2 protein-coding genes are annotated in these 26546 nt (G+C 72.8%); both read right to left on the reverse strand.

What is annotated here, in order from left to right:
* Positions 1-5: 5 nt before the first annotated feature.
* The gene (locus ATM97_RS32030) at positions 6-15767 is read right to left on the reverse strand and encodes a type I polyketide synthase (RefSeq protein ID WP_218721957.1); all 15762 of its coding nucleotides are present in this window, start codon (positions 15765-15767) and stop codon (positions 6-8) included.
* Positions 15764-26536, reverse strand: a complete 10773-nt coding sequence (locus tag ATM97_RS32035) for a type I polyketide synthase (RefSeq protein ID WP_218721958.1) — start codon at positions 26534-26536, stop codon at positions 15764-15766. The genes ATM97_RS32030 and ATM97_RS32035 overlap by 4 nt, the downstream gene beginning before the upstream one ends.
* Positions 26537-26546: the final 10 nt, after the last annotated feature.

The following is a 26546-nucleotide window of genomic DNA, read 5'->3' on the forward strand; positions in this document are numbered from 1 at the left end:
CGCCGTCAGTCCTCTGAGGAGTTGTGGTAAGCCAGATCGATCAGGTCATCGATGTCGAGGTCGTCGATCGACTCCTCGGTGATGGGCCGATCGGGCTCGTCGTGGCTGTGCTGACCCTGGGCAAGATGCAGGAGCGCGTCCAGCAGGCCCGCGTCGCGCAGCCGCGCGAGGGGGATGGTCTGCAGGGCCCGGCGGATCTCGGCATCGGGGTGATCGGCGTGCGGTTGCCGGTCGGTCAGCTCGTCGTGGAGGTACTCGGCGAGCGCCGCGGGTGTCGGGTAGTCGAACACCAGCGTCGCGGGCAGTGCCAGACCGGTGGCGGTCTTGAGGGCGTTGCGGAACTCGATCGCGGTGATCGAGTCGAAGCCGAGTTCGTTGAAGGCCCGATCCGCGTCGACGGCGTGGGCGTCGCGGTGGCCCAGGGTCGCGGCGACCTGACCGCGGACGATCTCGACCAGCACGCCGTGTCGCTCGCCGTCCGGGGTCTCGGCCAACCGGGCGCGCAGCCCGGCGCTCTCGTCCACGGCTGCGGTCCGGCGTGGCGCGGTCAGCCCGGCCAACAGGGCGGGGGCGAAGCCCGCGTCGCGCATGGTGGCCAGGTCGAGCCGGGCCAGGATCGGGGCCGCCGTGTCGAGGCGGGTCGCGGCGTCGAACAGGGCCAGGCCCTGCGCTCGCGACAGCGGCAGCATGCCCGTGCGGGTCATGCGCAGCCGATCGACCTCGCCGAGTTCGCCTGCCATGCCGCCGTCCCACAGCCCCCAGGCCAGGGACTGACCCGGTCGGCCGGTGGCCCTGCGGTGCGCCGCGAGCGCGTCGAGGGCGGCGTTGGCCGCGCCGTAGTTGCCCTGCCCGGTATTGCCGAACGCGCCTGCCGCCGAACTGAACAGCACGAAGGCTTTCAACGGCAGGTCGCTGGTCAGCGCGTGCAGGTGCAGCGCGGCGTCGACCTTGGGGGCGAGGACGGTGTCCATCCGGTCCGCGGTGAGCGAGGCGACGGCGCCGTCGTCGAGGACGCCCGCGAGGTGGAACACCGCGACGAGCGGGTGCTCGGCGGGGATGTCGGCCAGGACGCGGGCGAGCGCGTCGCGGTCGGCGACGTCGCACGCGTCGATGTCGACGTGCGCGCCCGCGCCCTCGAGCTCCGCCCGCAACTCGGCGGTGCCGGGCGCGGATTCGCCCCGGCGACTGAGCAACCGGAGTCGGCGGACCCCGTGCGCATCCACGAGATGCCGGGCGAACATCCGACCCAGTAGGCCACCGGCACCGGTGATCAGCACGGTCTCCTCCGGCGCGACAGCGGGGCTCGCGACCGTGCCGCTCGCGGCGGCACCGAGGCGGGCCAGCCGTGCGGCGGTGACCTGCCCGTCGCGCACCGCGACCTGCGGTTCACCCGTGGCCAGGATCCCGCCCAGCAGCCCGTCGAGATCGGCGTCCGCGTCGATCGAGACGACCCGGCCGGGGCTCTCGGACTGCGCCGAGCGCACCAGGCCACCGACCGCCGCGCCGGCGAGATTCGTGATGTCCTCCCCGGCGACGGAGACCGCTCCCTCGGTCCGGACGACGAGCACCGAATCCGCGAACCGTTCGTCGCCGAGCCAGGTGTGCAGCGCCGACAGGACGAGATGGGTCGCGGCGCGGATGTCGGCGGGTTCGTTGCCCGCCGGGCAGTCCAGGACCGCGACCGCCGGCACCTCGACACCGAGGTCGGTCCACGCGACAGCGTCGATCTCGGTGCGCGACACCGCGATCGGCGTCCACTCGACCCGGAACAGCGCGTTGCCCACGGTGGACGCGCCCGCCGTGAGCTGGGCGGGATCCATGGGGCGGGACGCCAGGTGACGCACGGTGGCCACCGGCGCGCCCCACTGGTCGGCCAGCTCGAGCGTGGCGCCGTGGTCGCCGACCCGGGTGAGCCGGACCCGGACGGCGGTCGCTCCGGCCGCGTGCACGGTGACACCCGACCATTCGAACGGCAGCGCGATGCCGTCCGTGGGCAGGTCGGCAGCGGCGAGGAGCGCGTGCAGGGCCGAGTCGAACAGCGCCGGGTGGATGCCGAAGCCGTCGGCGCCGACCGATTCGGGCAGCGCGACCTCCGCGAACACCTCGTCCCCGCGCTGCCATACCGCGCGCAGGCCCTGGAAGAACGGGCCGTATCCGTAGCCCGCGTCCAGCAGGTCGTCGTAGACCGTGTCGAGCGGCAGGGGCTGGGCGCCGGCGGGCGGCCACGCGGTGAGCGCGGCGGTGGGGACCTGCGCGTCGGTCGCGAGAAGGCCGTCGGCGTTCAGGGTCCACGCCGCGTCGCCGTCGTCCGGACGGGAGAAGATCCGCACCGCACGCTGTCCGGCGGGGTCCTGGTCTCCGACCACGAGGCGCAGTGCGAGACCACCGGTCTCGGTGAGCACCAGCGGTGCCTGCAGGACCAGCTCGGCCACCGTCGAGCAGCCGACCTGCTCGGCGGCGTGCAGCGCGAGTTCGACCAGCCCGGTGCCGGGGAACACGACGGTGTCGAGCACCCGGTGGTCGGTCAGCCACGGCTGCGCCTGCGCCGACAGGCGACCCGTGAGGGTGACCGCGTCGGAATCGGGGTGCGTGATGACCGCCGACACCAGGGGGTGGCCGGTCGCCAGCAGTCCCATGGATCGGGCGTCGCCCGCGGCGGCGCCTTCGGTCATCCAGTAACGGCGACGCTGGAAAGCGTAGGTGGGCAGGTCGATTCGCCGTGCGCCGGACCCGGCGTACAGGGCGGACCAGTCCACCGGCGTGCCGGCGACATGCAGCCGGGCCAACCCGGTCAGCAGGGTCGACGGATCGGCGTGCTCGCGGGCGCACAGCGCGACCGTCGTCGCGGTGTCGAGAGCTTGCGCGACCATCGGCGTGAGCGCCGCGTCGGGCCCGATCTCGGCGAACCGGGTGACCCCCAGCTCGGCCATCGTGGCGACCGCGGCGGCGAAGCGCACCGTGTCGCGGACCTGCCCGACCCAGTAGGCCGGGTCCGACATCTCGTCGCCGATCCGGGCACCGGTGACGGTGGAGACCACGGGCACGTTCGGTCGGCCGAACGTCAAACCTTCGATTACCGAGGCGAAGTCGGCCAGCATCGGCTCCATCAGCGCCGAATGGAACGCGTGCGAGACCCGCAGCCGGTGGGTCCGCCAACCGTTTTCGGCACAGCGCTGCACCACCGCGGAGACCTCGGCGTCGATGCCGGAGAGCACGATCGAGGACGGGCCGTTGACCGCGGCGATCGACACCCCGTCGATCAGCAACGGCAGCACATCGGCTTCCGGCGCGCCCACCGCGACCATCGCGCCGCCGGTGGGCAGCGCCTGCATCAACCGGCCACGCGCCGCGACCAGCACGCACGCGTCGTCGAGCGACAACACCCCGGCCACGTGCGCGGCCGCGATCTCACCGATCGAATGACCGGCCACCACCTCGGCCCGCACACCCCACGACTCCAGCAGCCGGAACAACGCCACCTCGAAGGCGAACAGGCCCGCCTGGGTGAATACCGTCCGGCCGCTCAGCTCCTCGTCACCCAGGGCGACAGTCAGCGAATCAGGCTGTCCCAGCAGTGGTTCCAGTCGAGCGGCGATGCCGTCGAAGTGCTCGGCGAAGATCGGGTAGCCGCGCAGTCCGTCGGCCATGCCCGCCCACTGCGCACCCTGCCCGGAGAACACGAAGCCTGTCGAACCCGACACCACCCGGCCGCGCACCACCCGCGTGGGCTCGGTGCCGTCGGCCAAGGCCCGCAGCTCCGCAGACCGGTCGGCGCGATCTCCGGCCAGCACGACGGCCCGATGCTCGAAGGCGCCGCGCGTCACGGCCAGCGAGTAGCCGACGTCGATCGGGTCGAGATCGTCCATTCGGGCGACGAGCCGAGCGGCCTGATCGGCCAGCGCCGCACCGCTGCGCGCGGACAGCACCCACGGCGTCGGCCCGTCGGGCCGGTCGGTCGGCGTGGTCGAATCCGCCACCGGCGGTGCCTGTTCCACGATGACATGCGCGTTCGTGCCGCTGATGCCGAACGAGGACACCCCCGCGCGCCGCGGCCGATCCAGCGCGGGCCACTCGACCGATTCGGTCAGCAGGCGGACATGTCCTTCGGACCAATCCACCTTGGTACTGGGCTGATCCGCGTGCAGAGTGCGCGGCAGCACCCCGTGCCGCATCGCCATGATCATCTTGATCACGCCACCCACACCAGCCGCCGCCTGCGCGTGACCGATATTGGATTTCAGCGAGCCCAGCCACAACGGACGATCCTCGGCCCGATCCTGACCGTAGGTGGCCAACAGGGCTTGCGCTTCGATCGGATCACCCAATGTCGTTCCGGTGCCATGGGCTTCGACGACGTCGACCTCGACGGCCGAGACTCCCGCATTGGCGAGTGCCTGGCGGATCACCCGCTGCTGCGAGGGACNTGCCTGGCGGATCACCCGCTGCTGCGAGGGACCGTTGGGCGCGGTGAACCCATTGGACGCACCGTCCTGGTTGACCGCCGAGCCCGCGAGCACCGCCAGTACCTGATGGCCGTTGCGGCGAGCGTCGGACAGCCGCTCCAGCACGAGCACGCCCGCGCCCTCGGACCAGCCGACACCATCGGCGTCGTCGGCGAACGACTTGCATCGCCCGTCCGGTGACAGCCCGCGCTGACGGCCGAACTCCAGGAACATGTCCGGGGTCGCCATCACGGCCACACCACCGGCCAAGGCGAGTTCACACTCTCCCGACCGCAGCGACTGCGCCGCCAGATGCAGCGCGACCAGCGACGACGAGCACGCCGTGTCCACCGTGACCGACGGCCCCTCCAGCCCGAACACGTAGGAGACCCGGCCCGAGACCAGGCTGCCCGCGGCGCTGCTGCCGGTACCGGAGCCCTGCGCGTAGTCGTGGTACATCACGCCGGTGAACACCCCGGTCGCGCTGCCCCGCAGCACCGCCGGATCCAGACCGGCGCGCTCGAGCGCCTCCCACGAGACCTCGAGCAGTACCCGCTGCTGCGGGTCCATGACGGTGGCCTCGTTCGGGCTGATCCCGAAGAAGTCCGCGTCGAATTCCGCGGCGTCGTAGAGGAATCCGCCGCGGCGGGTGTAGGTCTTGCCCGGCTTGCCGGGTTCGGGGTCGTAGATGCCGTCGAGGTCCCAGCCGCGATCGAGCGGCATGTCCCCGGTGGTGTCGCCGCCGGAGGTCACCAGCTGCCACAGGTCCTCGGGTGAGGCGACGCCGCCCGGGTAGCGGCAGCTCATGGCCACCACCGCGATCGGCTCGTCGTCGGCGCGGACCCGGCCGACCACGCGTTCCTCGGCCGCCCCCGTGCCGGAGAGCTGGGAATCGAGGAACTCCGCGACGATCCCCGGAGTGGGGTAGTCGAAGATGAGCGTGGCGGGCAGGTGCAGACCGGTCGCCGCGTTGAGCTTGTTGCGGAACTCCACCGCGCCGAGCGAGTCGAAGCCGAGCTGCTGGAACGGCCGATCGGCGACGACGGCCTCGGCCGAGGCGTGCCCGAGGATGTCGGCGGCCACCGACCGGACCAGGTCGAGCAGGGCGCCGCCGCGATCGGCATCGGAGAGCCCGGCGAGCTTGCGCAGGAACGCCTGGCCTGCCGCCGTGCGGGTGGGACGACGTGCCGGGGCCGGTGCGATCGCGCGCAACAGCGCCGGGATCTGTTCGTCCCTGGTGCGCAGCACAGCCGGATCGACGCGCAGGGGTACCAGCTGGGCGGTGTCGGTGGCGATGGCCGCGTCGAACAGCGTCAGCCCCTCCGCCTCGGTCAGCGGCGGGAAGCCCTGCCTGCGCATCCGGTCGAAGTCGGCCTCGGACAGTTCGGCGCCGAGCCCGGTGGCGCGTGCCCACATGCCGTAGTCGAGCGCGATCGCGGGCAGGCCGAGCCGGTGCCGGTGCGCGGCGAGGGCGTCGAGGAAGACGTTGGCCGCCGCGTAGTTCGCCTGCCCGGCGGGCAGGACCAGGCCGCCGGCCGAGGACACCAGGACGAACAGCGACAGCGCGCGCTCGGCGGTGAGTTCGTGCAGATGCCAGGCGGCGTCGGCCTTGGGCCGGAACACCCGCTCGATCCGCTCCGGAGTGAGCGCCTCGATCAGCCCGTTGTCGGCGGTGCCCGCCGCGTGCACCACACCGACCAGCGGATGCTCGGCGGGCACCGAGTCGAGCAGGGCGGCCAGGGCGGCGCGGTCGGCCACATCGCACGCGGCGATGGTGACCTCGGCGCCGAGTTCGACCAGCTCGGAACGCAACTCGGCCGCACCGGCCGCGGTCGCACCGCGCCGCGAGGTCAGCAGCAGGTGCCGAACACCGTGCGCGGCGACCAGGTGCCGCGCGAACACCGCGCCCAAACCGCCGGTGCCACCGGTGATCAGGACCATGCCGGTATCGAGCGACCGCGTGATCGTGCCGGCGGTATGGCGGGTCAGGCGCGGGACGAGCAGCGTCGTCGCGCGCAGTGCCGCCTCGGGCTCCCCGGCCGCGACGGCCGCCGCGATCCGGACGGGGTCGGGATCGGCATCCAGGTCGAGGAGCTGGAAGCGGCCGGGGTGTTCGGCCTGCGCGGCGCGCAGCAACCCCCACACCGGCGCCTGCACCGGGTTCACCTCGTCGGTATGGACCGCGTGTGTGGTGAGCACGACCAACCGCGCATCGTCGCAGCGGGGATCGGCGAGCCACCGCTGCACGGTGTCGAGGACACCGGCCAGGGCCGCGCGAGCCGCCTCCGGCACCGCGCCCTCGGGGTCCGGCGCGACGAGCAGAACGAGCTCGGGGATCACCGGCTCTTGCGTCGCGTCGAGGTCGGCGAGCAGGGCCGGGAGATCCGGGTATCCGCGTACCTCGCCCGTGCTCGAGGCACCGAGCACCGCGATGCGCTCCGGTGCGACCGTCGCCGTCGGCATGGCGTACGGCACCCAGTCGACGGCGAACAGCGATTCCGCGATCCGGTCCGCACCGAGTCGTTCGGCCGAGACCGGGCGCGAGATCAAGGCGCCCACCGACAGCACCGGCTGTCCCTGGTCGTCGGCGATCTGCAGGGCATACCTGGTGCCGTCCAGCACGATGCGAACGCGCACCGCGGCGGCACCCGCCGCGTGCACGACGACCTGGTTCCAGGTGAACGGCAGTGCCGGGAAGCCCTCGACGCCGCCGCGCAGCCCGTGGATGATCCCCGCGTGCAGCGCCGAGTCGAAGAGCGCGGGATGGATGCCGAAGCCCGCGGCATCGCGCGGATCGGACAGCGACACTTCGGCGAACAGCTCGTCGCCACGCTGCCAGGCGGCCTGCAAGCCCTGGAAGAACGGGCCGTATCCGTAACCGACATCGAGCAATTCGTCGTAGGCGCGGTCGACGTCGATCGGCCGCGCGCCGGCCGGGGGCCAGGCGGTCAGCTCGAAATCGGCGGTCGTGTCCGCCGGTGCCAGCACGCCTTCGGCGTGGCGGGCCCACGGACCGTCGACGCGGTGCCGTGAGTACACACCGAGCCGTCGGCGGCCGGTGTCATCGGCGGCGGCCACGACGACCTGCACCGCGACACTGCCGTCGGCCGGCACCGTCAACGGGGTGTGCAGGACGAGTTCGTCCACCATCGGACAGCCGAGCAGTCCGCCGACATAGCCGGCCAGCTCCACGAAGCCGGTGCCCGGTAGCAGCACGACACCGAGCACGCTGTGATCGGCCAGCCACGGCACGGTCGCCGGGGACCAGCGGCCGGTGAAACTGATTCCGCCCGACTCCGGATGTGCCACCACGGCGCCGAGCAGCGGATGATCCACCGTGTCGAGACCGACGGAGGTGACCCCACCCAGCTCGGCGCCCAGCCACGATGTCGCCAGCGCCTGCTTGGCATCGAGCCAGAACCGCTCGTGCTGGAAGGCGTAGGTGGGCAGGTCGACGCGGCGCGCACCGGTACCGGCGAACACCCCGGCCCAGTCCACGACCCCGCCGGAGACGAACAGACCCGCGACGCCGTTCAGCACCGACGACGCGTCTGCGCGGTCGCGGCGCGCCAGCGCCACCACCGTCGCGGCGGTGTCGTCGACGATCTGGGTGACCATCGGGGTGAGCACGGCATCGGGTCCCACCTCGGCGAACCGCGTGACCCCCAACTCGGCCATGGTGGCGACCGCGTCGGCGAACCGCACCGTCGCCCGGACCTGCTCGACCCAGTAGGCCGGGTCCGACAGCTCGTCCTCGACCCGGCGTCCGGTCACGGTCGACACGAGCTCGATGCTCGGCCGCGAGAACCGCAATTCCCCGACCACCGCGGCGAATTCGGCGAGCATCGGCTCCATCAGCGTCGAGTGGAAGGCGTGCGAGACCCGCAGCCGATGGGTACGCCATCCGCGCTCGGCACACACCTCGGCCACGGCCGCGACGGCATCCCCTGGACCGGACAGCACGACCGCGCCGGGGGCGTTGACCGCGGCGAGGGATACCGACTCGCCCAGCAGGGGCGACACCTCGGCTTCCGGCGCACCCACCGCGACCATCGCCCCGCCCGTGGGCAGCGCCTGCATCAACCGGCCGCGGGCCGCCACCAGGGCGCAGGCATCGCCGAGGGACAACACGCCCGCCACGTGTGCGGCGGCGATCTCACCGATCGAATGACCGGCCACCACATCCGGGCGAACGCCCCAGGATTCGAGCAGACGGAACAGGGCCACCTCGAAGGCGAACAGGCCCGCCTGCGCGAACACCGTCCGGTCGACCGCCTCGTCGTCCGCGAGCGCGTCCACCAGCGAAACCGACTGTTCCAGCAGCGGATCAACGCCGGTGACGATCTCGTCGAAAGTCCGCGCGAACACCGGATACGCGGCACACAGCTCGGCCGCCATACCCGCCCACTGCGCGCCCTGACCGGAGAACACCAGACCTGTGGCGCCCGCCACCGCCCGGCCGGTCACCACACCGGCGGCGGCCGAACCGGTGGCCAGCGCCGCGATTCCCGCCCGGAGACCAGCCGCGTCCTCGGCCAGGACCACGGCGCGATGCTCGAACACACCGCGCGTGGCGACCAGCGAGAACCCGACATCCTGTGGAGTGAAACCGAATTCATCCACCTGCGCACCCAACCGCGCGGCCTGCGCGGCGAGGGCATCGTCACCGCGCGCCGACAGCACCCACGGCAGCAGCCCCGCGGCAGCGCCGGGCGACACCGAATCCGCCACCGCCGGAGCCTGTTCCACGATCACGTGCGCGTTGGTGCCGCTGATGCCGAACGAGGACACGCCCGCGCGACGTGGCCGATCGACCTGCGGCCACTCGACCGCCTCGGTCAGCAGTCGCAGGTGTCCCGCGGACCAGTCCACCTTGGTGCTGGGCTGGTCCACGTGCAGCGTCTTGGGCAGCACACCGTGCCGCATGGCCATGATCATCTTGATCACACCACCCACACCGGCAGCTGCCTGCGAGTGCCCGATGTTGGATTTCAGCGAGCCGAGCCACAGTGGACGATCCTCGGGGCGGTCCCGGCCATAGGTGGCCAGCAGGGCCTGCGCCTCGATCGGATCGCCCAGCGTCGTCCCGGTGCCGTGCGCTTCGACCACGTCGACCTCGACCGGCGAGACCCCGGCATTGGCCAGCGCCTGCCGGATCACCCGCCGTTGCGACGGACCGTTCGGCGCGGTCAGACCGTTCGACGCGCCGTCCTGGTTCACCGCCGACCCGGCGACCACCGCCAGCACCGGATGACCGTTGCGGCGCGCGTCCGACAGCCGCTCCAGCACGAGGACCCCGACACCCTCGGACCAGGCGACACCGTCGGCGGCATCGGCGAAGGACTTGCTCCGCCCGTCCGGCGCCAGCCCCCGCTGACGGCTGAACTCCACGAACGTCTCCGGCGTGGCCATCACCGCGACACCACCGGCGAGCGCGAGATCGCACTCCCCCGAGCGCAGCGACTGCGCCGCCAGATGCAGCGCGACCAGCGACGACGAGCACGCGGTGTCGACGGTGACCGACGGCCCTTCCAAGCCGAACACATACGACACCCGGCCGGAGGCGAGGGAACCGGAGTTCGCGTTGACCGGATAGTCGTGATACATCATGCCGGTGAAGACGCCGGTCGCGCTGCCGCGCAGTACCGCCGGATCCACCCCGGCCCGCTCGAAGGCCTCCCACGAGCTCTCCAGCAGCAGGAACTGCTGCGGGTCCATCGCCGCGGCCTCGTTGGGGCTGATGCCGAAGAAGGCGGGGTCGAATTCGCCCGCGCCGTGCAGGAATCCGCCCTCGCGGGTGTAGGTGGTGTTGGGCGTCTCACCGGTGGGGTCGTAGATCCGCGCGGTGTCCCACCCGCGATTCACCGGGAACTCCGTGACCGCGTCGACGCCGTCGGCGACCAGTCGCCACAGCTGCTCGGGCGTGCTGACGCCGCCCGGGTAGCGGCAGGCCATACCCACGATCGCGATCGGATCGCCGTCGACGGCCCGGTCCGCGACGACCGCGATCTCGGTGGCCGTGCCCAGGAATTCCTCGGCCAGGTGCTCGGCCAGCGCCTGCGGTGTCGGGTAATCGAAGACGACCGTGGCGGGCAGGGCGAGACCGGTGACGGTCTTGAGCCGGTTGCGCAGCTCGACCGCGCTCAGCGAATCGAACCCGAGATCCTGGAAGGCCCGGCCGGGATCGATCGCGGCCACGCTGTCGTGACCGAGCACGGCCGCGATGTGCGTGCGCACGGTGTCGAGCACCAGCTGCCGTTGCCGGTCGATGTCCGCCCCGGCCAACCGAATCCGCAAGTCCGACACCATTGTCGAGGTGGCGACGCGGCGCGGCGCGGGCGCCAGGTCGCGCAGGAGCGGGGGCAACAGCCCGGCCTCGGCCTGGGCCCGGATCGCGGCGGTGTCGAGGACGGCGATCACCGCATGCGGTGCGCCGTGGGCGATGGCCGCGTCCCATCCGGCCAGCGCCTGCGCGTCCGGCATGGCGGTGAATCCGCTGCGGCTCATCCTGGCCACGTCGGTGTCACCGAGCTGCCCGGACATCCCGCTCGAGCGGGCCCACAGCCCCCACGCCAACGACTGACCCGCCAGCCCGGCGGCCCGGCGATGCGCCACCAGCGCGTCGAGGAAGGTATTGGCGGCGGCGTAGTTGCCCTGCCCGGGTCCGCCGACGGTGCCCGAGGCCGAGGAGAACACCACGAACGCGGACAGGTCCAGGTCCGCGGTCGCCTCGTGCAGATACCAGGCGGCATCCGCCTTCGGCGCCAGAACGGTGTCGATCCGCTCGCCGGTCAACGAGGCGATGACCCCGTCGTCGAGGACACCGGCGGCATGGATCACCCCGGTCAACGGCCACTGCTCGGGCACCTCACCCCGCAGCGCGGCCACGGCGGCGGCATCGGTGACATCACATGCCAGCACCCGCACCTGGACGCCGGACTCGGCCAGCTCGGCACACAGCGCCGCCGCGCCGTCCGCCCGCGGACCCCGACGGCTGACCAGCAGCAGCGACCGCACCCCGTGCTCGGCCACGAGGTGGCGCGCGATCACGCCACCGACACCACCGGTGCCACCGGTGATCAGCACCGTTCCCTCGCCGAAGGCGGTGGTAGCGGCGGTACTCGTAGTGTTCACGCCGGTGCGCCGGGTGAGTCGGGCGGTGTGGGTGACGCCCGCCCGGACGACGACCTGGGGTTCGCCCACGGCCAGGACGGTGGCCGCGAGATGCTCGTCGACGACGGTGTCCGCGTCGACCAGCACGATCCGGCCGGGATCCTCCGACTGCGCGGAGCGCACCAGGCCCCATACAGCGGCACCGGGGAGGTCGAGGAGGTCTTCGCCGGGAAGCGCGATCGCGCCGCGCGTGACGATCAGCAGGGTGCTCGTGGCGAAACGGTCCTGTGCCGGCCACTGCTGGATCACGGTGAGGATCCGGGCGAGTTCGGTGTGGGTGGTCGCCACCGTGTCCGCGCCGGTGCTCCCGGTCCCGCCGGCTCCGGCGTCGACGACAACCACCGGCGGGACCGGCGACGCCGCGTCGAGCCGCTCCCATCGGCCGATGGTCGCGGGTGTCGTGGCGGGTTCGGCCGTGACCGGTGACCAGGTCAGTTCCAGCAGCGGCGCGGCGGGTTTGCCCACGCCGGCGGTCAGCTGGTCGAGCGGCGTCCGCCGGGTGGTCAGCGTTCCCGACAGCACGGGCAGGCCCTGCTCGTCGGTCGCGGTGAAGGCCACCGATGATCCCGTCGAGGCCAGCCGCACGCGCAGCACGGACGCGCCGGCCGCGTGCAGCGAGACCGACTCCCACGAGAAGGGCAGCACCACCTGTCCGGCGGGGATCGCGAACGGCGACCGTGCCGCATCGGCAGCGCTGTCCATTACCCCGGCGAGCAGACCGGCCTGCATGGCCGCGTCCAGCAGCGCGGGATGGATACCGAATCCTTCCGCGCGGGCGCCGGTCTCGGCGTCGACGGCGACCTCGGCGAAGACCTCGGCACCGTGGCGCCACAGCGCGCGCACGCCCTGGAAGGCCGGACCGTACTCGTATCCCCGCGCCAGCAGCTCGGCGTACGCGGACTCGACGTCGACCTCGGTCGCGGCGGGCGGCCAGGTCGGCGCGGCGGTCAGGCTCGGCGCCGGCTCCCCGGCGAGCAGACCGCGCGCGTGCAGCAGCCACTGTCCGTCGCGGTCGTGCTCGCCACGCGAGTAGATCGAGACCGACCGGTGCGGGGCGTCGTCGTCGGCCCCGCCCACCACCACCTGGACCTGCACCCCACCCGCGGCGGGCAGCAGCAGCGGGGCCTGCAAGGTCAGTTCCTCGACCACCGGATATCCGGCCTCGGCACCGGCGCGCAGCGCCAGCTCCACGAATCCGGTACCCGGCAGCAGGACCGAGCCGGCGACCACGTGGTCGGCCAGCCACGGCTGAGTCGCGACCGACAGCCGCCCGGTCAGCAGGACACCGCCGGATTCCGGTTCCGACACCACCGCGCCCAGCAGCGGATGGCGCACGGCACCCAGCCCGGCCCACGCGACGTCGGCGGCACCGGCCGAGGTCTCGAGCCAGTAGCGACGGCGCTGGAAGGCATAGGTGGGCAACGAGACCCGCGCGACCGGCCGCGCGGCGAAGAACGCCGCCCAGTCGACGTCGACGCCGACCGTGTCGACACTCACCGCGCAGCGCACGAACTGTTCGACCTCGGCCTGTCCGCGCCGCGCGCCCGCGACCACCAGTGACCGCGCCTCGATCTCGTCCGGCAGGCACTGCCGGGTCATCGCGGACAGCACCGCGTCCGGGCCGATCTCCACGAACCGGCGCACGCCCGAGGCCACGAGCGTGTCCACGCCGCGGCCGAACCGCACGGCCTCGCGCACCTGCCGGACCCAGTAGGCGGGCTCGAGCACCTCGTCACCGGCGAGCTCGCCGGACAGGTTCGAGACCAGGGGAACCTGCAGACGCCGATAGGTCACGCCCCGGGCGACGGACTCGAATTCGGCCAGCATCGGGTCCATCCGAGCCGAGTGGAACGCGTGCGACACCGTCAGCCGCGAGGTCTTGCGGCCGCGGTCGGCGAACAGCCGCTCGAGCGCGGTCACCGCGTCTTCGTCACCGGAAACCACCACGGCGGTCGGCGAATTCACCGCCGCGACGGACACCGTGTCCACAGAGGCGGTCAACACCTCGGCGACCTCGGCCTCGCTCGTCGCGACGGCCAGCATGGCGCCGCCTTCCGGCAGCCGCCCCATGAGACGGCCACGCGCCGCCACCACCCGGCACGCGTCCGGCAGCGACCACACGCCGGCCAGGTACGCGGCGGTCAGCTCACCGATCGAATGACCGAGCAGCACATCCGGTGTCACCCCGACGGATTCCCACAGGCGGTACTGCGCGACTTCGTAGGCGAACAGGGCGGGCTGGGTGTACTCGGTGCGATGCAGCGAGCCGTCGGCGCCGTCGAACATCAGCTGCCGCAGCGAGACTCCCAGCAGCGGATCGAACTGCGCGCACACCTCGTCCAGCGCGGCCGCGAACACCGGGAACGCCGCATACAGCGCACGTCCCATCCCGTCCTGCTGCGCGCCCTGGCCGGTGCACAGGAACGCGGTCTTGCGCAGCACCGCCTGGCCCGTGGCCACCCCGGGCGCGGGCGAGGACTCCGCCAGGGCGGTCAGTCCGGCGAGCATCCCGTCCCGGTCGGCGGCCACGAACGCACCGCGCCACTCCAGCCGGGCACGCGTGGTCGACAGCGAGTATCCGAGATCGTCGACCCGCAGTGCGGGCTGCTCGGTTACCCATCGCAGCAGCTTGGCGGCCTGATCACGCAGGGCCGGAGCGGATTTCGCGGACAGCAGCAGCGGGGTGACACCGAGCGCCACGGCGGGCGGCGGGTCCTCGTCCGACGGCTCGACGGCGATCTCGACCGGAGCGGGCGCCTCTTCCAGGATGACGTGGGTGTTGGTGCCGCTGGCGCCGAACGAGGACACGCCCGCACGACGCACCCGCTCGCCGGCGGGCCACGGCTCCGCCTCGGTGAGCAGCCGGACCGCCCCGGCCGACCAATCCACCTGCGGGGTGGGCGCGTCGACATGCAGTGTCGGGGGCAGCATCTCGTGCCGCATCGCCTGCACCATCTTGATCACGCCGCCGACGCCCGCCGCGGCGGAGGTGTGGCCGATGTTCGACTTGAGCGAGCCGATGCGCAGCGGATCGCCGGTGCGATCGCGGCCGTAGGCGGCGATCAGGGCCTGCGCCTCGATCGGGTCGCCGAGGGTGGTGCCGGTGCCGTGCGCTTCGACGGCGTCGATGTCGGCGGGCGTCAGCCCGGCGTTGGCCAGGGCCTGGGCGATCACCATCTCCTGCGAGGGACCGTTCGGCGCGGTCAGCCTGCTGCTGGCGCCGTCCTGATTGACCGCTGTACCGCGCACGACCGCGAGGATCGGGTGGCCGTGGCGCCGGGCGTCGGAGAGCCGCTCGACCACGAGCATGCCCAGGCCCTCGGAGAACCCGGTGCCGTTCGCCCCGGCCGCGAACGCCTTGCAGCGCGCGTCCGGTGACAGCGCCCGCTGGCGGCCGAAGGCGATGAGCAGGGTGGGATCCGACATCACGGTCACGCCACCGACCAGCGCGAGCGATGTATCGCCCTGCCGCAGCGCCTGGCACGCGAGGTGCAGGGCGACCAGTGAGGACGAGCAGGCGGTGTCCACCGACAGCGCCGGACCCTTGAGGCCGAAGGTGAACGACACCCGCCCGGACAGCACGCTGGCCGAAACACCGGGATAGGCATGACCTTCCGCCTCGGCAGTCAGGCCGGGCGAACCAACGCGCGGACCGTAGTCCTGATGGATCACGCCGGCGAACACGCCGGTGTCGCTGCCGCGCAACGACACCGGGTCGATGCCCGCGTCCTCGAGTGCCTCCCACGCGGCTTCGAGGAACAGCCGCTGCTGCGGGTCCATCGCTTCGGCCGCGCGCGGGCCGATCCCAAAGAAGGCGGCGTCGAAGTCGCCCGCCGCGTCCAGGAACCCGCCCTCGCGGGTGTAGATGCTGCCCGCCGCGTCGGGGTCGGGGTCGAACAGGCGCTCGAGGTCCCAGCCGCGATCGGCCGGGAACGGGCCGACCGCGTCGGTGCCGGTCGCGACGAGGTCCCACAGCTGGTCCGGCGTCTCGACACCGCCGGGATACCGGCAGCTCATGCCCACGATCGCGATCGGTTCGGCGGCCCGTTCCTCGAGCTGGTCGATGTGCTTCTTGGCGGCGCGGAGGTCTCCGGTGAGCTTGCGCAGATACCGGCTGAGTCGTTCCTCGTTGCTGGTGCCGGGGTTGCTCATGCTGGGCCAAACTCCTCGTCGATCAAATCCAAGAGCTCACTGCCGGACGGCAGGTCGAGATCGTCGTACTCGGTGTCCGGCCAGCGGCCGGACAGGTAGGTGCGCAGGCGGTTGTTGACACCGCGCAGACCGGCGACGGTCTCGTCGTCGTCGCCCGCGGTGGCCAGGATCCGGTCGAGCAGCGACTCGAGCCGGGCGATGTCGTCGGGCGCCGCCGTTGGCGCGGCCGGTGCGGTCACCGTGGTCCGTGCCAGCAGGTAGTCGGCGAGGTCTGCGGCGGTCGGGTAGTCGAACGCCAGGGTCGACGGCAGCGACAGACCCGTCAGGTTCGCCAGCCGGTTGCGGAACTCGACGGCGCCGAGCGAGTCGAATCCGAGTTCGTCGAACCCGCGATCGGGGGCGATCTCGTCGGCCGAGGCGTAGCCGAGCACGGCGGCGACGGTCTCGCGCACCAGATCCAGGACGAGTCCGCGGCGCTTGGCCTCCGCCACCCCGTGCAGGCGCTCCCCGAGCGTGGGTTCGGTGCTCGTGGTCGCTGCGGCGCGGTCCCTGGTGCGGACGAAGCCGCGCAGGGCGCCGGGCACCGGGCCGGTGTGCGCTTCGATGCGGAGCTTGTCGGTGTCCAGGTGGACCAGGGCCTGCACCGGTTCGGCGCTGGTCAGCGCCTCGTCGAACAGGCGCAGGCCGTCGGCGCGGTCCAGCGGGGCCAGGCCGAGGCGTTCCATCCGGCTCAGGGCGAGCCGGTCCAGGGTGCCGGTCATGCCGAGGTCCGGCTGCCACGGCCCCCACGCCAGCGACAGCGCGGGCAGCCCCTCGGCCCGGCGCCGGATGGCGAGAGCGTCCAGGAAGCTGTTCGCCGCGGCGTAGTTGGCCTGCCCCGCCGAGCCGAGCACGCCGGCGATCGAGGAGAACAGGACGAACGCGGACAGCTCCAGGTCCCGGGTGAGTTCGTGCAGGTGCCAGGCCGCGTCGGCCTTCGGCGCGAACACCCGATCGACCTGATCGGCGGTCAGGGCGTGGAACGTGCTGTCCGCCAACAGGCCCGCGGTGTGGACGACGCCGGTGAGCGGATGCTCGGCGGGCAGGTCGTGGAGCAGCTTCGCCAGCGCGTCGCGGTCGGTGACATCGCACGCGGCGATGCGCACCTCGGCGCCCAGCCCGGCCAGTGTCCGCGCGAGTTCTGCCGCGCCCTCGGCATTTTCACCGCGCCGCGACACCAGCAGCAGCCGCCGCACACCGTGTTCGGTGACCAGGTGCCGGGCCAGCAACGCACCCAATCCTCCGGTGCCGCCGGTGATCAGCACGGTGCCCGGACCGAAGGAGACCGGCGCGGTGGCCGGTGCGGTCACCGGTTCCAGTCGCGGCGCCAGGACGCGATCGCCGCGCACCGCGATCTGCGGTTCGCCGGTCGCGACCGCGGCCAGGATCGCGTCGGCCGAGACCGGTGCCGCGTCGGCGTCGACCAGGACGATCCGCCCCGGGTACTCGGTCTGCGCGCTGCGGATCAGGCCCGTGACCGCGGCCGCCGCGATCTCGGGCGTCTCCTCGGGCAGCCCGGCCGCCCGCCGGGTGACGACCACCAGCCGTGATCGGGCGAACCGGTCGTCGGCCAGCCAGCCGCGCACCGTGTCCAGCGCGGCCCGCACCCGGTCCCCCGTCAGCGCGTCCTGCGGCGCCGCCGCCGCTTCGGACCAGACGACGAGGTCGGGCACCGCTGCCGCCGCGGCGAGTGCCGCCAGATCCGGGTAGCGCTCGTCGACACCGAGGATCGGTGCGGCGCCGAGCACGGCGGCGCTGCCGGGCGGTGCGAGGCCGTCCGGCGTCGCGGCCGCGGTCCAGCGCACTCCGTATCGGCCTGCCCGGCCACCGGCCAGGTTGGCGCGGAACTGCTGGACGTCGTAGGAACGCATGACCACTTCGTCGATGGAGACGACCGGGTTGCCGTCCTGGTCGACGGCGACGACGGTGATGGTCTCGCTGTCGCGCTGGATGGCCATCACCCGCAGCGACGTCACCGTCGCGGTGGTGTGGAAGCGGGTCGCGCCCCAGCGGAACAGCAGTTTGCCCTCGGCGGGGTTGTTCGCTTCCGCGGACCAGATCAGGCAGACCAGTCCGGCGTGCATCACCATGTCGAACAGTGCCGGATGCAGCCGGAACCGGTCGACCGGGACCTCCGGGCTCAGGGTGACCTCGGAGAAGATGGTGTCCCCGGTGCGCCACGCGCCGTCGATCCCGTAGAACGACGGCCCGTATTCCAGGCCGGCCACCCGGCCCACCTGGGCCGGAATCCAGGCGGGATCGACCGGTGTGGCCCCGACCGGCGGCCACGGTTCGGCGCGCAGCATCGCCATCAGCCCGATGTCGGTGAGCTGATGACCGCTCAGCACGCCGCTGGCATTGCGCGTCCATGCGGTGTCGGCCGCGTCGGCGAGGCGGTAGTGGAAGGTGAACGACCGGCGGCCCGCCGAATCCGGTTCCCGCACCAGGACCTGGAGCTCCACGGCGCCCTCTGGCGGCGGCAGGATCGGCGCCTCGAGGGTCAGTTCCTCGACCGCGCCGCACCCGATGCGAGCCCCGGCGACCAGCAGCATCTCCATGAGCGCGGCACTCGGCACGAGCACGACGCCGTAGGTCATGTGGTCGGCGATCCAGGGATGGGTGCGCAGCGACAAGCGGCCGGTGAACAGCCACTCGTCGCGATCGGCCACCCGCACCACGTCGGTGAGCAGCGGGTGGTCCGCCGACCCCGTGCCGGAATCGCCCGGCGCTGGGTCGAGCCAGAACCGCCGATGCTCGAAGGCATAGGTGGGCAGGGTGACTCGGGCTGCGTGGCCCGCGGTGAACAGTGCGTTCCACTCCACCTTCGCGCCGGCGGTGTGGGCCTGGGCGAGCATGGTCAGGAACTGCTCGACCTCGTCGTGCTCGCGCCGGGCCGCCGCGGCCACCACCGCGCGCTGCTCGAGCTCGGCGGGCAGGCTCTGGCGGGTCATCGCCGCGAGGACGGCGTCGGGGCCGATCTCGAGGAATCGGCGCACCCCCGAGGTCACCAGGGTCTCGACGCCCGGCGCGAACCGCACCGCGCCGCGCACCTGCGCGGCCCAGTACGCGGGAGCCAGGATCTCATCGCCGGCGAGCGCGCCGGAGACGTTGGACACCAGCGGAATCCGCGGCGAGTGGTAGGTGACACCCGCCGCGACCGTCACGAATTCGGCCAGCATCGGTTCCATCCGAGCCGAATGGAACGCGTGCGAGACCCGCAGCCCGCTGGTCTTGCGCCCCTGCTCGGTGAACCGCCGATCGAGGGCGTCGACGACGTCTTCGTCGCCGGAGATCACCACGGCGGCAGGCCCGTTGACCGCGGCGATCGAAACCCGATCACCGAATTCCGCGATGGCCGTGGCGACTTCGGCTTCAGTCGCGGCGACGGCCAGCATCGCCCCGCCCTCGGGCAGCGCGTCCATCAGCGCGCCGCGGGCCGCGACGAGCGCGCAGGCGTCGTCGAGCGACCACACCCCCGCGACGTGCGCCGCGGCCAATTCCCCGATCGAGTGTCCGATCACCAGGTCCGGGACGAGCCCGAACGACGCCACCAGCCGGTACAGCGCCACTTCGAAGGCGAACAGCGCGGGCTGGGTCAGCCGGGTCCGGTCCAGGACCCCGCTCGCCGTGGCGACGCCCTGATCGTCGGCCAGGACTCCGGTGAACATCGCCTGCTTCAGCGAGCACCCCAGCAGCGGGTCGAACCGGGCGCACACCTCGTCGAGGGCGGTCGCGAAGACCGGGAACGCCTCGGCCAGACCCGCGCCCATGCCGACCCGCTGCGCGCCCTGACCGGTGAACAGGAACGCGGTCTTCCCGGCGCCGACCGTGCCGGATAGCACGCCGGTCGCGGCGGTCCCGGCGGCCAGCTTGCCCAGGCGGTCCAGCAGGTCGTCGCGGTCACGGCCGAGGACCGCCGCGCGGTACTCGTGCTGCGCGCGGCCCGTCGCGAGCGAGTACGCGACGTCGACCGGATCGGTGTCGGGATGCTCGAGCAGCCAGGTCCGCAGGCGCGCCGCCTGGGCCGCCAGCGCGGTCCGGCTCTTGGCCGACACCAGCAGCGGCACCGTGCGCGGACCGTCGGCGGCGCGCGCGGCGACGGTCGACCGGGTGGCGGGTGCTTCCTCGAGGATGGCGTGGGCGTTGGTCCCGCTGACACCGAACGACGACACACCGGCCCGGCGCACCGGCCCGCCCGCACGCCACGGTTCCGGCGCGGTCAGCAGGCGCACCGACCCCGCCGACCAATCCACATGCGGGGAGGGCACGTCCGCGTGCAGGGTGGCGGGCAGCGTTTCGTGCCGCAGCGCCTGCACCATCTTGATGACGCCGCCGACACCGGCCGCCGCGACCGTGTGCCCGATATTCGATTTGATGGAGCCGATGCGCAGCGGTTCGCGCTCGCCGCGGTCCTGGCCGTAGGCGGCGATCAGCGCGTTGGCCTCGATCGGGTCCCCCAGCGGGGTGCCGGTGCCGTGCGCTTCCACCGCGTCCACGTCGGCGGGGGTGAGTCCGGCACTGGCCAGCGCTTGGGCGATCACCCGCTCCTGGGAGGGGCCGTTCGGCGCGGTCAGCCCGTTGCTGGCGCCGTCCTGGTTGACGGCCGTGCCGCGCACCAGGGCGAGGACATCGTGGCCGAGGCGCCGGGCGTCGGAGAGCCGTTCCAGCACCAGCACGCCGACGCCTTCGGAGAACGCGACGCCGTCGGCCGCGTCGGAGAACGCCTTGCACCGCCCGTCCGGCGAGAGGCCGCGTTGCCGGGCGAAATCGACGTAGAGGTAGGGGGTCGCCGCGACGGTCACGCCGCTGGCCAGCGCCAGCGAGCTCTCGCCCTGGCGCAGCGCCTGGCAGGCCAGATGCAGGGAGACCAGCGACGACGAGCACGCGGTGTCCACGGTGACCGCGGGCCCTTCGAGTCCGAGGACGTAGGCCACGCGCCCGGAGATCACACTGCTGGTGGTGCCGGTGAGCCGGTAGCCCTCCAGGTCGCCGACCACCCGGTCGACGTAGCCCGAGGCTCCCGCGCCGGCGAACACGCCGGTATCGCTGCCGCGCAGGGAGATCGGGTCGATCCCCGCGTCCTCGAGCGCCTCCCAGGAGACCTCGAGCAGCAGTCGCTGCTGCGGGTCCATCGCGGACGCCTCGCGCGGGCTGATCCCGAAGAAGCCGGGATCGAAATCGCCCGCGTCGTAAAGGAATCCGCCGCGATTGGTATAGACGGTCCCGGGCTTGTCGGGGTCGGCGTCGAGCAGGCGCGGCAGATCCCAGCTGCGATCGGCGGGGAATTCGCCGGTGGCGTCGATGCCGGACGCGACGAGATCCCAGAGCTGCTGCGGTGATTCGACGCCGCCGGGGAAGCGGCAGGCCATGCCGACGATCGCGATCGGCTCGTCGGCCCGTACCCGGCGCACGGTCTTGGCGGTGGGACCGCCGGTCGCCGGGGTGACGCGGGAGCGCACCAGCTCGGCCACCGCCGTCGGGGTCGGGTGGTCGAACACCAGGGTCGACGGCAGTTGCAGGCCGGTGGCCTTGCCGAGCCGGTTGCGGAACTCCACGCCACCGAGGGAGTCGAAGCCGATCTCGTCGAAGCGCTGGTCCGGCCGGATATCGCCGCCCGACTCGTGGCCGAGTACCGCGGCGGCCTGGGTCAGCACGACATCGAGGATCAGTTCGCCGCGACGCGCCTCGGGGACCTCGGCCAGCTGGGCAGCCAGGGCGCCGACCGGCGCGGCCGCCGCGTGCGCCGGGCGGGTCGAGCGTCGCACGTAGCCGCGCAGGACGGCGGGCACGGCGGCGGGGTCGGTCTCGCGGCGCAATGCCGCGGCGTCGAACCGGATCGGTGCCGGCCGCGCCTCGGTGTGCGCGAGCGCCTCGTCGAACAGACGCACGCCGTCGACGTCGGCGAGCGGGCTCAGGCCCAGCCGATCCCACCGCGCGAGGGCGGCCTCGTCCAGACCACCGGTCATCCCGCTGCCCTGGTTCCACGGCCCCCACGCCAGTGACGTGGCGGCCAGACCCGCGGTCCGTCGCCGCTGTGCCAGGGCGTCGAGGACGCCGTTCGCGGCGGCGTAGTTGCCCTGCCCGGCCGAGCCGAGCACCGTCGCGATCGAGGAGAACAGCACGAACGCCGCCAGAGTCCGGTCCCGGGTCAGCTCGTGCAGATGCCAGGCGCCGTCGACCTTGGGGGCCAGTACCCGGTCCACCTGGTCGTCGGTCAGCGTCGCCACCGTGCCGTCCGCGAGCACGCCCGCGGTGTGCACCACACCGGTCAGCCCGGTGCCGATGCTGTCGAGCAGGTCGCGCACCGCGTCCCGATCGGTCACATCGCAGGCGACGATCCGCGTCTGGGCGCCCAGGCGCGCCAGCTCGGCCACCAGGGCGGCGGCGCCCGCGGCCGCGGGGCCGCGACGGGAGGTCAGCACCAGGTCACCGACACCGTGCGCGGTGACGAGGTGGCGGGCGAACAGGGCGCCCAGCCCCCCGGTCCCGCCGGTGATCAACACGGTCCCGTCGCCGAAGGACACCGGTGCCGCGTCCGTGGTGGCCGCGCGCACCAGTCGCGGTGTCAGCAGCCGACCACCACGCACCGCGACCTGCGGTTCGCCGGAGCGCACCACGGCCGCGATCCGGTCCGCGTCGACAGGGGTGGCCGGGTCCACATCGACCAGGACGAAGCGGTCCGGGTTCTCCGACTGCGCACTCCGCAGCAGGCCCCACAGCGCGGCCGCGGCGAGGTCGGGTGTCTCACCGGTCAGTCCCGCGCCGCCGGTCGTCACGACGACCAGCCGGGTGTCGGACAGCCGGTCCTCGGCGAGCCAGCGTCGCAGCGTCGCCAAGGTGTCGCGGACGCTCGACCGCACCGCTGCCGGGTCGTCGGAGACCTGTGCCCCGAGAGCCCGCCACACCACGACAGCCGGAACAGGTTCAGCCGCAGCGAGATCCGCGATCGAGGCGGCCGCGTCGAGCCCCGGGACAGCGGTGCCCGCGAGCGTGACCATCGCGGGCACGGGCGCCGGGCCCGCGCTGTCCGCCTGCTCCCATCGCACCTGGTACAGCTCAGCTTCGGCACCGGCGACCGTGCTCCGGAATTCCTTGACGTCGTAGGGACGCATCACCACCGCGTCGACCGAGACGATCGGTGCGCCTTCGGGATCGATCGCCGCGACGGAGATGGTCTCCGGCCCGGACGCGACCGCGATGACGCGCAGCGAGGTCACCGCCGCGGGCCAGGGCCCCGACTTGTGGAATCGCGCGCCGCCCCACCGGAACAGCAATCGGCCGGTGTCGGGATCGGGATTCCCCTCGTCCCAGAGCAATCGGGAGAACCCGGCGTGCATGACCATGTCCAGCAGGGCCGGATGCAGGTCGTGGCGGCCCGCCTCGGGTGCCGCGTCGAGGTTCAGGGCGATCTCGGAGAAGACCGTGTCGTCACGCTGCCACGCGGCGCGCACACCGAGGAAGGCGGGACCGTACTCGAGCCCGGCGTCCCGGGAGATCCGCGCCGGAAGTCCCGCGCTGTCCACGATGTCGGCGTCGGCGGGCGGCCAGTCCTCGTCGCGCAGGCGCTGCGCCAAGGCCGAGTCGCCGTCCCAGCGGGCGGCCAGCACGCCGGTGGCGTTGTGCACCCAGTCCGACTCCGGCGAGGTGCGGAAGTAGAACTCGAACGGGCGGCGCCCCGAGTCGTCGGCGGCCTGCACCAGGACCTGCAGCTCGATCTCGGTGTCGTCGGTCGGCAGGATCGGCGCCTGCAAGGTGAGTTCGTCGACGACCTCGCAACCGATCCGCGCCCCGGCGGCGAGCAGGAACTCGATCAGGGTCGCGCTCGGCACGACGACCACGCCGTAGGTCATATGATCGGCGATCCACGGATGGGTGCGCAGCGAGAGCCTGCCGGTGAGCAGCCACTCGTCGGTACCCGCCACCCCGACCACACCGGTCAGGATCGGATGATCCGACGCGCCCGCCGCAGCGCCCTGGTCCGGCTGTAGCCAGTAGCGCCGACGCTGGAAGGCGTAGGTGGGCAACGACATCCGTGGCACCGGCCGGCCCGCGAACAGCGGAGCCCACGTCACCGGCACACCCGCGACCTGCAATCGCGCCAGCGCCGTGACGAACTGCGCCACCTCGTCGGCGGACCGACGCGATGTCGCCGCCGCGGTCGCGACCGACTCGACCTCGGGAACCTCGGCCAGGCACTCCCGGGTCATCGCCGTGAGCACCGCGTCCGGGCCCAGCTCCACGAAGCGCCGCGCGCCCGCCGCGACCAGCGCGTCCACGCCCGGCGCGAACCGCACGCAGCCGCGCACCTGCCGCACCCAGTACTCCGGATCGGTCACCGCGGCGTCGGCGAGCGCACCGGACTCGTTCGACACGATCGGCACCCGCGGCGTCGCGTACGCGACGCCCTCGGCCACCGCGCGGAATTCGGCAAGCATCGGCTCCATGCGCGCCGAGTGGAAGGCATGGCTGACCCGCAACCGACTGGTCCGCACCCCGTCGGCGCCGAGCCGCCGCTCGATCTCCTCGATCGCGTCGGCCTCCCCGGACAACACCGACGACGTCGGCCCGTTCACCGCCGCGATCGACACCCGGTCACCGAGGCCGGCGACGATCTCGCCCGCCCGGTCGGCGGTGACCGCCGCCGCGAGCATCGCCCCACCCACGGGCAACGCGCCCATCAGCCGACCCCGCGCCGCCACCAGCGCGCACGCGTCCGGCAACGTCCACACCCCGGCGACGAACGCGGCCGCCAGCTCACCGATCGAGTGCCCGATCAGGAAATCCGGTGTCACACCGAAGGATTCGACCAGCCGGCACATCGCGACCTCGAAGGCGAACAGCGCGGGCTGGGTGAATTCGGTCCGGTCGAGCACGCCGTCGGTGTCGGTGAACATCACCTCGCGCAACGACCGCCCGAGCAGCGGATCGAATGCCGCGCAGAGCTCGTCGAGCGCCGCCGCGAACACCGGGAACGCCCGATACAGCTCCGCGCCCATACCGATTCGCTGCGCGCCCTGACCGGTGCACAGGAAGGCGGTGCGCTCCGGGGTGGCCTTCGCCTCGAGCACGCCGGGCGCGCCCGCCGCCAGCTCGGCCAGCCCGGCCAGCACGTCGTCGCGGTCGCGGCCGACGACCGCCCCCCGCCACTCCAGCAGCGCCCGCGAGGTCGTCAGCGCGTGCGCGACGTCGCGGACGTCCCGGTCGGGATCGTTGATCAGCCACTGCCGCAGGCGATCCGCCTGGGCGCGCAGGGCGTCGGGAGACTTGGCCGACAGCACCAGCGGAACGATCTCCGCCTCGGTGGGTGTCGCGAGTGGCTCGGTGTCGTCGACGACCGGCTCGGCGGGCGCCTCCTCGAGGATCAGGTGCGCGTTGGTGCCGCTGGCCCCGAACGAGGACACCCCCGCCCGCCGGGTCCGCTCCCCCGCAGGCCACGGCTCGTTGTCCCGCAACAGCCGCACCGTGCCCGCCGACCAATCCACATGCGGCGTCGGCGCGTCCACGTGCAGGGTCTTCGGCAGCACCTCGTGGCGCAGCGCCTGCACCATCTTGATCACGCCGCCGACGCCCGCCGCCGCCGAGGTGTGGCCGACGTTCGACTTGAGCGAGCCCAGCCGCAGCGGCGCACCCGCGCGCCGCGCGCCGTAGACGCTGATCAGCGCCCGTGCCTCGATCGGATCACCGAGCATCGTGCCGGTCCCGTGCGCCTCGACAGCGTCGATGTCGGTGGGCTCGAGCCCCGCGTTGGCCAACGCCTGCGCGATGACGCGCTCCTGGGACGGACCGTTCGGCGCGGTCAGGCCGTTGCTCGCGCCGTCCTGGTTGACCGCGCTGCCGCGCACCACCGCCAGCACGGGGTGGCCGAGCCGCCGCGCGTCCGACAGCCGCTCCAGCACCAGCACGCCGAGCCCCTCGGAGAACCCGGTTCCGTCCGCCGCGGCCGCGAACGCCTTGCAGCGGGCGTCCGGGGACAGGGCCCGCTGCCGCGCGAACGCGATCAGCAGGGAGGGATCCGACATCACGGTGACGCCACCGGCCAGCGCGAGCGTGGCGTCGCCCTGACGCAGGGCCTGGCAGGCCAGATGCAGGGCCACCAGCGAGGACGAGCACGCGGTGTCGACCGAGATCGCCGGGCCCTTGAACCCGAACGAATAGGCGATCCGCCCGGACAGCACGCTGTTCGACACACCCAGGTAGGCATGGCCTTCCGTCTCGGCGCCGATGGTCGCCGAGCCGATGCGCGGACCGTAGTGCTGGTGGATGACACCGGCGAACACGCCGGTGTCGCTGCCGCGCAACGACACCGGGTCGATGCCCGCGTCCTCGAGCGCCTCCCAGGAGGCTTCGAGCATCAGCCGCTGCTGCGGGTCCATCGCGGCCGCCTCGCGCGGGCCGATCCCGAAGAACGCCGCGTCGAATTCGCCGACGGCGTCGAGGAATCCGCCGTCGCGCGTGTAGACGGTGCCCGGCGCGTCGGGGTCCTCGTCGAAGAGCCGGTCCAGGTCCCAGCCACGATCGGCCGGGTAGGCCCCGACCGCGTCCACGCCGTCGGCGGTCACCCGCCACAGGTCCTCGGGTGACCGCACGCCGCCGGGGTACCGGCAGGCCATGCCGACGATGGCGATCGGCTCCTGCGACCGGTCGGTGAGCTCACGAAGCTGCTGCTTGGTCTCGTACAGCTCTTTCGCGGTCTTCTTGAGGTACCGGCGTAGCTCGTCGTTGTCGGCCATCGGTGGAACT

It is taken from the genome of Nocardia sp. MH4 (assembly GCF_019266065.1).
GTDB classification, from domain to species: domain Bacteria; phylum Actinomycetota; class Actinomycetes; order Mycobacteriales; family Mycobacteriaceae; genus Nocardia; species Nocardia canadensis.

Excerpts from the sequence above, each read along its gene's own strand:
- ATM97_RS32035 (WP_218721958.1), bottom strand. The coding sequence starts at position 26,536 with ATGGCCGACAACGACGAGCTACGCCGGTACCTCAAGAAGACCGCGAAA.